This window comes from Kribbella qitaiheensis, from assembly GCF_014217565.1.
Lineage (GTDB): Bacteria > Actinomycetota > Actinomycetes > Propionibacteriales > Kribbellaceae > Kribbella > Kribbella qitaiheensis_A.
Map to the genome: position 1 here is coordinate 7,754,152 of NZ_CP043661.1, position 13,102 is coordinate 7,767,253.

At 65.4% G+C, this 13,102-nt stretch carries 13 protein-coding genes; 12 read left to right on the forward strand and 1 reads right to left on the reverse strand.

Features of this window, described 5'->3' with window-relative positions:
* Positions 1-49 precede the first annotated feature (49 nt).
* The 8 genes from F1D05_RS36695 to F1D05_RS36730 all read left to right on the forward strand — a co-directional run bounded on the left by F1D05_RS36695 (position 50) and on the right by F1D05_RS36730 (position 7,779).
* Positions 50-577, forward strand: coding sequence for an RNA polymerase sigma factor (locus tag F1D05_RS36695; protein WP_246486273.1), 528 nt, complete (start codon positions 50-52; stop codon positions 575-577).
* The gene (locus tag F1D05_RS36700; RefSeq protein ID WP_185444822.1) at positions 574-1,269 is read left to right on the forward strand and encodes a hypothetical protein; all 696 of its coding nucleotides are present in this window, start codon (positions 574-576) and stop codon (positions 1,267-1,269) included. Before F1D05_RS36695 ends, F1D05_RS36700 begins: the two co-directional genes overlap by 4 nt.
* Before the next feature lie 67 nt (positions 1,270-1,336).
* Positions 1,337-1,981, forward strand: coding sequence for a hypothetical protein (locus F1D05_RS36705; protein ID WP_185444823.1), 645 nt, complete (start codon positions 1,337-1,339; stop codon positions 1,979-1,981).
* Between the two features lie 157 nt (positions 1,982-2,138).
* Positions 2,139-3,068: an ABC transporter permease gene (locus F1D05_RS36710; protein ID WP_185444824.1), complete on the forward strand. Its 930-nt coding sequence runs from the start codon at positions 2,139-2,141 to the stop codon at positions 3,066-3,068.
* Positions 3,068-4,066 carry an ABC transporter permease gene (locus tag F1D05_RS36715; RefSeq protein WP_185444825.1) on the forward strand — a complete coding sequence of 333 codons (999 nt, stop codon included), beginning with the start codon at positions 3,068-3,070 and terminating at the stop codon, positions 4,064-4,066. Before F1D05_RS36710 ends, F1D05_RS36715 begins: the two co-directional genes overlap by 1 nt.
* Positions 4,059-5,081, forward strand: a complete 1,023-nt coding sequence (locus F1D05_RS36720) for an ABC transporter ATP-binding protein (RefSeq protein ID WP_185444826.1) — start codon at positions 4,059-4,061, stop codon at positions 5,079-5,081. The genes F1D05_RS36715 and F1D05_RS36720 overlap by 8 nt, the downstream gene beginning before the upstream one ends.
* Complete coding sequence (locus F1D05_RS36725; RefSeq protein WP_343066553.1) at positions 5,078-6,103, forward strand: ABC transporter ATP-binding protein; 1,026 nt, start codon at positions 5,078-5,080, stop codon at positions 6,101-6,103. The genes F1D05_RS36720 and F1D05_RS36725 overlap by 4 nt, the downstream gene beginning before the upstream one ends.
* The gene (locus F1D05_RS36730) at positions 6,100-7,779 is read left to right on the forward strand and encodes an ABC transporter substrate-binding protein (protein ID WP_185444827.1); all 1,680 of its coding nucleotides are present in this window, start codon (positions 6,100-6,102) and stop codon (positions 7,777-7,779) included. The genes F1D05_RS36725 and F1D05_RS36730 overlap by 4 nt, the downstream gene beginning before the upstream one ends.
* A 67-nt stretch (positions 7,780-7,846) precedes the next feature.
* Here F1D05_RS36730 and F1D05_RS36735 read toward each other — a convergent pair whose 3' ends face one another.
* Positions 7,847-8,344 (reverse strand): HAD family acid phosphatase, encoded by a 498-nt coding sequence (locus tag F1D05_RS36735; protein WP_185444828.1) that lies wholly within the window; start codon positions 8,342-8,344, stop codon positions 7,847-7,849.
* A gap of 229 nt (positions 8,345-8,573) precedes the next feature.
* Here F1D05_RS36735 and F1D05_RS36740 point away from each other — a divergent pair, with 229 nt between their 5' ends.
* Genes F1D05_RS36740 through F1D05_RS36755 form a run of 4 tightly spaced genes read left to right on the forward strand, consistent with a single transcriptional unit; the run spans position 8,574 to position 12,910 of the window.
* Complete coding sequence (locus F1D05_RS36740; protein WP_185444829.1) at positions 8,574-8,930, forward strand: hypothetical protein; 357 nt, start codon at positions 8,574-8,576, stop codon at positions 8,928-8,930.
* Between the two features lie 12 nt (positions 8,931-8,942).
* Positions 8,943-11,090 carry a hypothetical protein gene (locus tag F1D05_RS36745; RefSeq protein WP_185444830.1) on the forward strand — a complete coding sequence of 716 codons (2,148 nt, stop codon included), beginning with the start codon at positions 8,943-8,945 and terminating at the stop codon, positions 11,088-11,090.
* On the forward strand, positions 11,066-12,115 hold the full coding sequence (locus tag F1D05_RS36750; RefSeq protein WP_185444831.1) for a hypothetical protein: 1,050 nt from the start codon (positions 11,066-11,068) through the stop codon (positions 12,113-12,115). The genes F1D05_RS36745 and F1D05_RS36750 overlap by 25 nt, the downstream gene beginning before the upstream one ends.
* A gap of 18 nt (positions 12,116-12,133) precedes the next feature.
* Positions 12,134-12,910: a hypothetical protein gene (locus F1D05_RS36755; protein ID WP_185444832.1), complete on the forward strand. Its 777-nt coding sequence runs from the start codon at positions 12,134-12,136 to the stop codon at positions 12,908-12,910.
* Positions 12,911-13,102: the final 192 nt, after the last annotated feature.

The following is a 13,102-nucleotide window of genomic DNA, read 5'->3' on the forward strand; positions in this document are numbered from 1 at the left end:
GAGACAATGCGGGAACTGGACAGGAGGCGGAATCAGCGCGACCGACGAAGTGGCGATTCTGGCTCGGGTGCGTGGTGGGGATCCCTCCGCGTACGCAGAGCTGGTGCTGCTGCACGCGTCGGTGGCCAAGCGGACGGCGGTGTTCCTCGGGGCCGGGTCCGAGGCGGATGACGTTGTGCAGGAGTCGTTCGTCAAGGCGTACCGCGGGCTTGGCGGCTTCCGGAAAGAGGCGGCGTTCAGACCGTGGTTGCTGCGCATCGTGGCGAACGAGACGCGCAACCTCCAGCGTTCACGGACTCGCCGGACGCGTCGCGAGGAGTTGGCCGCGCTGCCGGAGAGCGTGCTGGATCCGGCTGACGAGGCGGCAGTAGGTGAGCGCCGACGCGAGCTGCTGACCGCAGTACGGGCTCTACCTGAGCACTACCGGCTAGTGGTGACGTGCCGGTACCTGCTGGAGCTGGACGAGCAGGAGACGGCGACAGTACTCGGCTGGCCACGCGGCACGGTCAAGTCGCGACTGCACAGAGCACTGGGACGACTGCGGACACAACTACCCGACAAGGAGGTGCAGCGATGAGTGACGAGCTGACTAGCGAGCTCCGCGCGCTCGGGCGTTCCGCTGTAGTGCCTCCTGTCGCGGAGGGCCTCGCGACCGCAGTACTGGAAGCTATTGCAGACGAGCCTGTACGCCGTTCGCTCGCCGACGTGCTCCGAAGCCGGTGGCGTGCCCTGTTGGCGCTACTGGCCGTGCTGCTCGCCGGCACGGTGGTGGTTTCGCCAGTACGGGCGACTGTCGCCGAGTGGCTCAACATCGGTGGGGTCGAAGCCCAACCTGTCGGGCAGGCGCCGAGTGCGACGCCGACCGTGCCGCCTGTGACCGGGCAGCTGGGGTTGCAGGACGCTGCGCGGGTTGCTGGGTTCACTCCGGCAGTGCCGCGAGCACTGGGGGCGCCCACAGGGGTTGAGGCCTCGTACGGGTTTGTGGCGATGAGCTGGGCGAGCGGGGAGCGGCTGGAGCAGTTCCTGGCCGAGCCGGCGCCGAAGTACATCAAGAAGTACTACATGACGCTGGAGGTCGTGGACTCCGTCAACGGGTTCTGGTTCAACTCGCCGTACGAACTGGTGCTGGTGGACAAGGCCAGCAAGGAGAAGACGATCCGCGTCGCGGGACCGACCCTGGTCTGGGTCCTCGACAGCCGGACCTTCCGTCTGGAGGGCGTCGCGGACGAGGCGCAAGCCACCGAGATCGCGCTCTCTGCCACGCCTTAGGCGGAACCTCGGGGCGGGCGGCGGTGTATCAGGGGTGCATTGTTCGCTCGGCTCGAGGAGAACCGCCATGACCCGCTGGATCCGCCATACCTTCGCGTTGCTGTTCGCAGTACTGATCACTCTCGCTGGAGCGACGATTCCCGCATCGGCCGGTGGTCCGACCAGTGTGCTGCTCAGCGCGCCACCCAGAGTGGTTGCCTTTGGCTACGAAGACACGCTCTACAACCAGTTGCTGAAGTTCGTCGGTGAGCCGTTGCCGGCCAAGGGCGACGCCGAGTCGCATCAGGCCGGCCAGTTCGTCCGGGCGACCTGGCTGATCCACGACATGTCCGTCTGGCGCCTGGACATCATCTATCCCGACGCTCCGGGCGGCCCGTGGATCGCCACCACCGTGAGCACCGACGGCAGCGGAAGGCTCTCTGACACCCCTGTCTGGCACCGGGCCGACGAACCGGCCGCGCTGGCCAAGCTCCTGGGATCCCTCAACCTCATGGGTCAGTCCGACGGCGGGCCGACCGGGATACCCGACATGAGCCAGCCCACGCCCACACCCCAGCAGGCCCCGGTCGTCCAGACCGTCGAGAGCGACGCGGGAGCGCTCTCCGGGTGGCGCTGGATGATCCCCGGCATCGCCCTCGGCGCCGTCGCCACCTTCCTCGTACTCCGCTACCTCCCACGCCGCCGCCCCTGGGAACTCACCGACATCGAGTGACCTGAACCGCACTGGACCGGTACTCGTCACACGTAGTACTCGACAATCTCCAGTTGGTGAATGGACTTTCTCACGATTCAAGATGGGACCTGGATGATGGGAGACTCTGGCCTACCGTTTCTCGGCTGGGTTCAGTCCATCGTTGTCAGGAGTGCGTGTGGGTTCCGAGGTCGTTTCGGCCGTCTCACCTACCCGGCAGGCTTTTCGCCGGGTCCGCCGGGATCGCAGCGCCCGGTTCGGTGCGGTGCTGGTGGTCGTGCTGGTCCTGATAGCGATCGCGGCGCCGTTGCTGGCGAAGCTGGAGGGGCAGGACGCGTACACGTACAACATCGGGCTGCTCGATCCGCTCCGCGGCAACGCGCCGCGAGGGGCGGTCGGCGGATTCGGCGCTGATCACTGGTTCGGCATCGAGCCGCTGACCGGGCGGGACCTGTTCGCGATCGTGGTGCTCGGGCTGCGGACGTCGTTGTTCATCGCGATCGTGGTCACCCTCATCACCACCGTGGTCGGCACGCTCGTCGGCATCAGCGCGGCGTACTTCGGCGGCTGGTACGACGCGGTCGTGTCGCGGCTGCTCGACTTCCTCTTCGGGTTCCCGTCGCTGCTGTTCATGATCGCGCTGGGCATCATCGTGCCGGCCAGGTTCCCGCGCTGGTTGCTGTTGATCGTCGTGCTGAGCGTGTTCGGCTGGGCCGGGCTGGCACGGCTGATCCGCAACCAGGCCAGGTCGCTGGTCGAGCGGGAGTTCGTCGAGGCGGCCCGGTCGTCGGGCTCCAGCGGCTGGCACATCGTCACCCGCGAGCTGCTGCCGAACCTGCTCGGCCCGGTGCTGGTGATCGCGACGATGGCGGTGCCCGGCATCATCGGCGCGGAGGCGGGGCTGTCGTTCCTCGGCGTCGGTGTCCCACCGCCGACACCGAGTCTGGGCCGGTCGATCTCGGACTCGATCGTCTGGGTCTACACCGGCGCGGATCCGTGGTTCCTGGCGTTCCCGGGTGCGATGTTGTTCCTCGCCGTACTCGGGTTCACCTTGCTCGGCGACGGCGTTCGCGACGCGTTCGACGTACGGCTGCGGAGGGCGAAGTAATGCCGGACATGGTGTGGTTCGTGATTCGGCGGCTGCTCGCGACCGTGCTGGTGATGCTCGCTCTCAGCTTGGCCGTCTACCTGATCTTCTACGCGTTGCCGGCGGACCCGGCCCGCCTGGGTTGTGGCAAGCCCTGTACGCCGGACCGCCTCGAGCAGGCGCGGCATTTCATGCAGCTGGACCAGAGCACGATGCAGCAGTATCTCCAGTTCCTGAAGGGGATCGTGGCCGGCCGGACCTTCGGCGAAGGCTCCGCGGCAGTGCAGTGCAACGCGCCGTGCTTCGGCTACTCGTTCCCGCTCGCGCGGCCGGTGACCACCTTGATCCTGAGCAGGCTGCCGATCACCGCATCGATCGCGATCGGGGCCGCGATCCTGTGGCTCGTCGCCGGTGTGACGCTCGGAGTCGGAGCTGCCTTGAAGCGCGGGAAGCTGTTCGACCGCGTCGCGGTCGGGTTCGCGCTGGTCGGCGTCGCCTCGCCGTCGTTCCTGGTCGGGCTGCTGGCGATCCTGGTGTTCGGGTTCTGGCTCAACATGGTCCCGGTGAACGGCTACGTGCCTCTGACGGAGAGTCCGGTGGACTGGGCCTGGCACCTGGTGCTGCCGTGGATCGTGCTGGCCGCGCTCTCGGCGGCGTCGTACATCCGGCTGACCCGGGCGCAGATGCTGGAAGAGATGAACCTCGACCACATCACCACCGCCCGGGCGAAGGGCGCGGGGGAGGCCCGAGTGGTCTTCCTGCACGGGCTGCGCGGCGTCCTGGTGCCGATCGTGACGATCTTCGGCCTCGATCTCGGCGGCCTGCTCGGTGGTGCGATCCTGACCGAGAAGGTGTTCAGCATGCAGGGGCTCGGTGAGTTGCTGATCAGCGCCGTCGGGCAGCTCGACGTGGCGGTGGTGGTCGGCGTGACCTTGTTCTCGGCGTTCCTGGTGATTCTGGCGAACCTGGTGGTGGACGTGCTGCACGGAGTACTGGACCCGAGGGTGGGCCATGCCTGACAAGACTGAGCAGACCGGTGAGAAACCGGTTCTCGAGGTTCACGATCTGCACGTCACCTTCCGGACCGAGGGCGGCCTGGTGCCGGCCGTCGACGGCATCGACTTCGCCGTCGCGCCGGGCAAGACGCTCGCGATCGTCGGTGAGTCCGGCTCGGGCAAGAGCGTCAGTTCGGCGGCAGTGATGGGCCTGCTGCCGCCCAACGCCGACGTCAAGGGCGAGGTTCTGCTGGCCGGTCGTGAGCTGACGAAGCTGACCAACGACGAACTCCGCAAGGTCCGTGGCAACGAGGTCGCGCTGGTGTTCCAGGACGCGCTGTCCGCGCTCAATCCGTACTACAGCGTGGGCTGGCAGGTCGCCGAGGCGTACCGGCTGCACCACGACGTCTCCAAGAAGGAGGCGAACGCGCGCGCTGTCCGGATGCTCGACCTGGTCGGCATCCCGTCCGCCGCGCAGCGGGCTCGCGCCTACCCGCACGAGTTCTCCGGCGGCATGCGGCAGCGTGTCGTGATCGCGATGGCGCTGGTGAACGACCCGAAGGTGCTGATCGCCGACGAGCCGACGACGGCCCTCGACGTGACCGTGCAGGCCCAGATCATCCGGCTGCTGGAGGACGTCCAGACCGAGTTCGGGACCGCTCTCGTGCTGATCTCGCACGATCTCGGCGTGGTCGCGGAGGTCGCGGACGACGTACTCGTGATGTACGCCGGGCGCGCGGCCGAGCAGGGTTCCGTGCGCGACATCTTCTATCGCGCGGCTCATCCGTACAGCCTCGGCCTGCTCGGTGCGATGCCGCGCGTCGACGTACCGCCGAAGCATCGGCTGACCACGATCCCGGGCAGTCCGCCGTCTCCTGGTTCGATCGAGACCGGCTGCCCGTTCCAGCCGCGCTGCGCTTACACGGAACGCGTCGGAGAGCGGTGCGTCACCGAGCGTCCGGTGCTGACCCCGCGCCCCGGCGAGGGAAACCATGAAGCCGCCTGCCATCTTGGCCGCCGTCCGGAGGTCGCCCTGTGAGCACGATCGAGGAAGCCGAGACCAGGCAGGGCACCGACGAGCTGCTTCGTCTGGACGGGGTGAAGAAGTACTTCGGGCTGCGAGGCGTCCCGTTCCGTCAGGCGGGCACGGTGAAGGCCGTCGACGGCGTCGACCTCGTCGTACGCCGGGGGGAGACCGTCGGCCTGGTCGGCGAATCGGGTTCGGGCAAATCCACGCTGGCCAGACTCGCGACCAGGCTCCTCGATCCCACCGAGGGCCGGGTCAGCATCTCCGGCCAGGACGTCACCAAGCTGCGAGGCCGCCGCCTCCGCCCGGTCCGCCGGAAGATCCAGATGGTGTTCCAGGACCCGCAGGCCTCGCTCAATCCAAGGCAGTCGGTCGGCACCATCCTGTCCACGCCGTTCCGGGCCCAGGGGATCCGGCCGAGCCGCACCCAGCTGATCGAGCTGCTGCACCAGGTCGGCCTGTCCGAGGAGCACCTGGAGCGCTATCCGCACGAGTTCTCGGGTGGTCAGCGGCAACGGATCGGGATCGCGAGAGCGCTCGCCGTACGGCCGGGACTGCTGATCTGCGACGAGCCGGTCTCCGCTCTCGACGTCTCGGTCCAGGCCCAGGTGCTGAACCTGCTGGCCGACCTGCGCGACGAGCTCGGCCTGTCGTACGTACTGGTCGCCCACGACCTCGCGGTTGTCCGGCAGGTCGCGGACCGGCTCGCGGTGATGTACCTGGGCACGATCGTCGAGGAGGGGCCGGCAGCAGAGGTGTACGCCGCGCCCGCTCATCCGTATACCCGCGCGCTGCTGTCCGCAGTACCGGTTCCTGAGCCAGGTGCCGTTCGGGACAGGATCGTGCTGACGGGCGATGTGCCTACGCCGATCGACCCGCCCTCCGGATGCCCCTTCCGCACCCGGTGCTACAAGGTGCAGGACGTCTGCGCAACGGTGCGCCCCGTACTGGAACCTGTCGCAGGTGGCGAGCATCGGGTCGCCTGCTACTTCCCCGAATCTCTCGAGCCCCCCACGTCTGAGAGGACACCATGAGACGCACTACCCGCGCGTTCGCGGTCGCAGCCGCAGTCGCGTTGGCGGTTACCGCTTGCAACGCCAACGACAAGTCGGCCTCGCCCGGCGGTGGCAGCACAGCCGCTGCCGAGCAAGGTGGCGCCTTGCACCTGCTCAGCACCACGAAGGAGATCAACCTCGACCCGGCCAAGAGCCAGAACCTGGGGACGAGCACGATTCACCTGGTACTGCGCGGCCTGACGTCGTGGAAGACGTCGAGGGACAAGGCGGCCGAGGTAGTCCCCGACCTGGCCACCGACACCGGGCAGGTCAGCGCCGACGGCAAGACCTGGACGTACAAACTGAAGCCGGGCCTCAAGTACGCCGACGGCTCGACGATCGTTGCCGCTGACATCAAGTACGGCGTGGAGCGCTCCTTCGCCCCGGAGCTGTCCGGCGGACTCGGCTACCACAAGGCGCTGCTCGTCGACGCCGACAAGTACACCGGTCCGTACAAGGGCCAGGAGCTCGCGTCGATCGAGACGCCGGACGACAGCACGATCATCTTCAAGCTGAACAAGGCGTTCGGCGACTGGCCGTGGATCGCCAGCATGCCGGCGTTCGCCCCGGTGCCGAAGAAGGCCGACACGGACCCGGCGCACTACGGCGAGAAGCCGCTGGCCAGTGGCCCGTACCAGGTGAAGTCGTACGCGCCCGGCTCGAAGCTGGAGCTCGAGCGCAACACCAACTGGGACAAGGCTTCCGACCCGGCCCGGACCGGGCTGGCGGACTCGATCGTGTTCGACATGGGTCTGCAGGCCGACGTCATCAACCAGCGGCTGATCGCCGATTCAGGTGACGACAAGTCCGCGGCTACCACCGGTACGTCGATCCCGGCGGCTCTGATCCCGACCGTGAACGGCACCGCCTCGGTGAAGTCCCGGGTGGCCACGTCTCCGTCGGGTGCGCTGATGTACCTCGCGATGAACAACAAGCGCCCCGGTCTGTCGAACCCTGAGGTCCGCAAGGCGATCCAGTACGCCGTCGACAAGCAGGCGGTTCAGGTCGCCGAAGGTGGGCCGGAGTTCGGTGGCGAGATCGCCACCACGCTGATCACGCCGGGCATGGACGGTTACTCGAAGTACGACCTGTACCAGGCTCCGCCCTCCGGTGACCCCGACAAGGCGAAGTCGCTGCTGGCCACGGCCGGCGCGAGCAACCTGAGCCTGGTGCTCGCTGCCGACAACTCGCCGGGCGGTCTGAGCGTGGCGCAGGCGATCCAGCAGGGTCTGAAGAAGGCCGGCATCACGGTCACCATCAAGCCGTTGGACGCGGACGCGCTGACCGAGGTCCAGACCGGCGCCAAGGGTGACTACGACCTGACCGTGTCGAGTTGGCTGCCGGACTTCCCGAGCGCGATCGGCAACATCCAGCCGCTGTTCGCCTCGTCGGAGATCGGCAACGGCGGGTACAACATGTCCCGCTACTCGAACCCTGCGGTGGATACCGCGATCAACGCCGCCACCGCGGAGCCCGATCGCGCCAAGGCCGCGGCGGCGTGGGGTGCACTGGACCAGCAGATCATGAAGGACGCACCGCTGGTGCCGCTCATCTACGCGCGCAACGCGTTCCTGCACGGCTCGAAGGTGCAGAACTTCTACCTGCCGCCATACCCGCCGTACCCGAACGCGCTGATCTTCGGGCTGAGCAAGTAGCCGACCCGTCGCGTCCGAAAGAGCGAGGGTCAGGACCCACGGTGATTCGGACGCAACAGGGTGGGGGTCAGGTACGGCCTTCGGTCTCCTGAGCTTCGAAGAGGGTCGGCTGGGTCTCGGCATCGAGTCCCCAGTCGGCCCTCAGCACTGTGTACCCGGCCTTCTCGGCCGCGTCGCAGACCTTCACGTCGTCATCAACCAGTACGGCGACGGGCCGCTCCTGCGCGAGTGTCCGCAACCGGGCCAGCTTCATCACGGCCGACGGACGGCGATCGTTGTTGCCGCGCATCAGCAGCTTCCCGTCGGGAAAGCCGTTGTCCTCGAACCACTTCACCGTGTCCCGCCGCAGCCGCTCCGGCCGCCCGGTCAGATAGACGATCTCGTGCTCGGCCGCCAACGTGGTCGCCACCGCCAGCCCCTCGTCGAGCACCGCGTCGTCCTTGGCATGCTTGAAGAACGAATCCCAGTCCTTGGGCCGCTTCTTGAGGAAGTGCACCCGCTTACTCGTATCCGACAACGTCGCATCGATATCGAGTACGGCGTACGGTCGCTTGTCCTCAGGCACGCCGCTCAGTGTGCCGCATCGCGCGGTCGCTCGGTGACCCGACCTTCGCCTGCATGGCAATAAATCGCTTGATCAAATATGTTGGATATTTACAGGAATATCGTCAATCCGGGAGCTGAGGTACTTCTTATAACCATTACGCGGTGATTCGATCGGCGTCTTTCGAAGACCAGCCTAATCGGTTACCGTCACTCTTGGAGAAACTGTGATCTAGGTCCGGGGGGACATCATGAGTGATCTGGCATCGGAAGCTGCAAAAATTCTGGTACCGCTGGCGGCGATGGGAGCCGGCGCTGTCGTCCAGGAGGCGGCGAAGGAGACCGGCAAGGACCTCCATTCTCTTGGCAGCAGGATTTTGGAACGAATGAGAAAGCGACTGCCTCGACCCGCGCCGGATGTCGATGAGATGGCTGACGCTCTGCGCGTCGGCGTGATCGACCAGGTGCTGACCGAGGATGAGTTACGCCATCTTGTGCAGTTGGCGACGGGTCGGCGGTCCGAGGGTGGCGTCACCATTCACGGGCCAGTGGTCGCGCGGAATGCTCCGATCGGCAACACATTCGAAGGTCCGGTCAACTTCAGTTGAGGAGCCAGTGCCATGGCGGAGGGAAAATATCAGCCCTCCTCGCCAGACCCGGTTCCCGCGAATGAAGCTCAGGCGGAAAGCTCGATCAAGGCTGATTCGTCAGCAACCTTCGAGGACCTCGACGGCCCCGCCCAGGACGAGCCGATTGAGTCCTTGAGTTCTACACTTCCGCGTGACTTGGTGAGCGGGCCGGTGCGGGCAAGGAACGCGCTGCTCGGAAATAACTTCAATGGGCCGGTCTATTTTTCCGATCAGTCCGGAGACGAGACGACATCGGTCGAAAGGACTGCGCATGCGCATAGTTTGACCGAAGGGTATGCGGACTCACCCATGCTGAAAGAAATCAGGCATGCGGTGCTGGCCGAGGATGCCTTCATTGCTGTGTTCGGCAAGCCGGGGCTGGGGAAGAAGTCTGCTTGCCTGGTGGCGTTGGCCGACCGTGCGGACTCACCCATCTTCGAGTTGTCGGGCGACTCGTCCTGGCGGGAGATTGCACGCTCGATCAAGCAGGTCAAGGAGGTCAAGCCCGCCGCGTGCTTCCTGATCGGAAACGTCGACGCCGGTTCACTGGCGGATCTGAACGATCATTTGCTCCTAGCAATCGAGCAGGCCTTGGCCCAGGGCGGCAAATCCTGCCTTCTGATCACAGTTCAGGGACCGGCGTCCGCGCAGAACCGCAGTGGATTGACAACTGTCGAAGGCGTGGCGCCCAACCTCGCCGATCTTGCCGAGGCCTTCATTTTGTCGAACCTGGATGCGGCTGAGGTCACCGAGCGTGCAGGGCGGCTCATGGAGTCAATAGGTTCCGCCGGTTATGGCGCTCTGGAAGCGATTGTGGACACAATCCGGCGTCATCCCGAGGCTACCGACGAGCAACTGTCCGACCTGGTGTCGGAACGAGATGTCTCCCTGACGTTCGATGACTGGCAGATTCAGTCACGGAGTCCGTTGCAGATCGCGATGCTCGCGTGTATTGCGACGGGGGAGGGAACGCCGCGGGCCGAATTGGAACGTCAAGGACGCCTGCTGGCTGGCTACTTGGTCAAGGATGCAGACCAAACGGCGCCGGTTCCGATGCGAGCTGCAAGCGATCCTGATCTCGAGCCGGTCGTTCAGCTGCTGCCGCGGCGCTTCGCCACTCATTTCGGCTGGCAGGTCGAGGACGTCTATCAACTCCGAGAGCCGCTCGAGGTCACCGCAGTCGTGCAATACCTCTGGAGCCACCTGGGCGCCGAATTCCGCGCCGGCTATCTCCGATGGTTGCGTCGCATCGCTTCGTCGTCGGAGGCGGAGCTGAGAATGGGTGCCGCGATCGCGGCCGGCGCGCTCCTCGTGATCGAGCCCCGTTTCACCGAACGGGAGTTGATTCGGTGGTGGGCGCTGAGCGGAAAGAGACACCTCCTGCTGGCTGCGGCCATTGCGGTAGGAGTGCCCACTGCGCTGAACGAGTCCAATTCTGTCGGGCGGAAACTGGTCAACTCGTGGATAGGCGACGAGAACGAGAGTCTCTTGCATTGTGCGGTGCTCGCCTACGGCGGGCCTCTTGGAGCCTGGGACATAAGCAGTGCCGCACCGGTGCGGCTGTGGCGCCTCGGCCTGGACAAGCCCAAGCTCGAGCCGCTGTGTAACGAGAGCCTGGCTGGTCTGTGTGTGGCAGGTCCGGACGCCGTGCAGATTCGGTACGCCGTCCTCAGCCTCCTAGTCGAGCAGATGCCGAAGAAGGCGTCGATTGCCAGACGAGCACTGACCGTCTTTGCGGCAGTCGTCGAGACCATGACGGATGGCAGATCGAACGAGGAGTCTCTGCGGTCTCTACTCGATGGCGGTGAGGAGCCGGCCCTCGACGCATTCGCCCTGCTGCTGTCCAAGTCGTGGTCGATGCCACGGGCGGCGAGGACCGGAAGCTTCATCCTCCATTCGCTGATTGAGTCGGCGGAAACGCAAGTCATCGACTACAGCCACATCGCAGACCTGGTTCGGCGCGCCAAACGGTGGGCCAAAGACGGCGGCACGATCACGCAACTCGGTGCCGGCTTACGGGCGGCACTCCTCCGGGAGTGCCGATCGTGTGAGGAGCACTCCACGGCTTGGCGCCTTACGCAGCAGTTCTTCCCGGAGGATTTGAGGAGAATTCGGTGGACCAATCAGACGTACCATTGATCGTCAGCACAGGCCGGTTCGAGCAGAAAAGTGGTCGGTGGCGGATCTCGCGATCGTCGCACGAACTGCCAATGCTGGAGCACGGGCAGCAGTTGGTCCTCGTCGACCGAACCGGCAATGGCTGCCTGGCAGGTCCGACCACAGGTGGTGAACGTGCCTACGCCGGATACACAGGATGGGTCGTGGTGGATGCCAGACCGCGGGAGATCACCCTCGAGTACGAGGATTTGTTCGAGACAGCACACGCGAAGTACGTGATCTCGGTCGACCTGAGGGCGAAAGTCTCCGATGCGGTTGACGCCGCCATGGAGGGAGTGACCTCGCTTATCTCCTCGGTGCGTCCTTTGCTGGCGGCATCCATCTCGAACAGCCTTCGAGAGATGGAGACTCCAAGGGGCAATCTCGCTGACCCTGTTGCTCAGGTTCGTGCGATCGGTGAGCGCCAGCTCCATGCGGACCTGGTCGGTAGCCAGGTGACCGGAGCCCCCGACTGGTTGTCACTGAAGGTTGTCCACCTTGTCGTGAGGAACGACTCCGCGACAGACGAATACCTGCGCCAAATTCGTGGCAAGCGGAACGACAAGGAACTGACCACGGCCGAAGGAGTAATCCAGCTGACCCGCACGGAGTACGAACTGAAGCGCCGCGAGATGTTCCGCGAAGCGCTCAGTCCGTACATGAACGACGGCACGCTGGCGATTCTCGAGGGGATCTGGGAGAACCCGACTCAGGAACACATCGCAGCCGCCGCCGCCAAGATAGAGGCGAAAGAGGGAAACGAGCGGGCATACCACCTGGCGATCCTGAATGCGATCAAAGACAACGATGTTGTTGCTGACGACGAAGGCTTGCTACGACTGGCGCGTCAGTTCATCGACATCGGCAAGCAGTCAGCCATCAGTGATGGAGGGCCGGAAGCGGTCCACACGGTCGATCGCGACTTATCCGAGGAAGAGATGGTGAGTGTCCCGGAGGAGCAGCATGCCGCCGAAGACTCGTCCATCGAAGACGCGGATTTCAGCTGAGTCGGGCTGGTGCGATCGATGACTCCGCTGATGTGGTCTCCTCTCGGGCAACTGCTGGATTGGCTCTCGCTCCTGCCGCAATGGGTGCGGCCGTGGGTTTTCGCTGCGTTGCTGATGGCCTTGATCTGGGCACTCGTCCGCAGGTCGCTCGTGAAACGTGTTGCGAAGATCAGTCTCCGCATTGGGCTTGCCGCGGTGTCGGCGCTCGCCGCGCTGGTTCTGGGCGTCGAGTTCGTTGATACGAGGCGCAGGCGAGCCAGAGGACAGCAGCCGCGGCCACTCTGTATCTCCGTCGGCGCTTTCGCGGAGTCCACGGCATTCTGGGCCGGCAGCGCGGCGGAGAGGGTCAACCAAATGACCTGCGCGAAAAGGCGGTGGCCGAGCAAGACGCTCGCCGCAGTCAGCGGCGTGGGCCTGCTTTGCTGGCTCATTCTCGCCTCTTCGCCCGCGCTTGCCGCACCGACCGCCGTTGGCGGCAAGGCGTATGACCTATGGCGCCAAGTTGAACGCTGGGCAGATGTCGACCCGGACCGCATTACAGAGCTGACCATCGACCCAGCACCAGTGATGCAGCTGCGTGGGAGTGACGTCGTTCTTGCGACCAGCAAGTCGCACAAGGCTCGGAAGGCCGTGATCTGGCTCGCGGAGGGAGGGAAACCTCTCGCGGCGGTCATGCTTGATGCCAACGGGACCGCGGTAGTGCACGTCACCAACGCCAATCGTGGCTCACTTGCCCGTGGCCGGATCTTCCGAGTCGAGTACGGGCGGACAATGGTCTATCTCAGGATGATTTGAGGTTGCACAGGCGTCCGAGTGTCCGCCCTCACGCACGCCGCTCAGAGAAGTGGTCATGGAGATGCGGGTGAGGCGGACATGTCGACCTGATTCGTGACTTGGCTGGGATCTGCCACAGCATTCCAAGCTTCCGTTCGTGCGAGAGCCCACCGGGCTCACAGCGGTGGACCTGCCCCCAGGAGAGGAACCCTG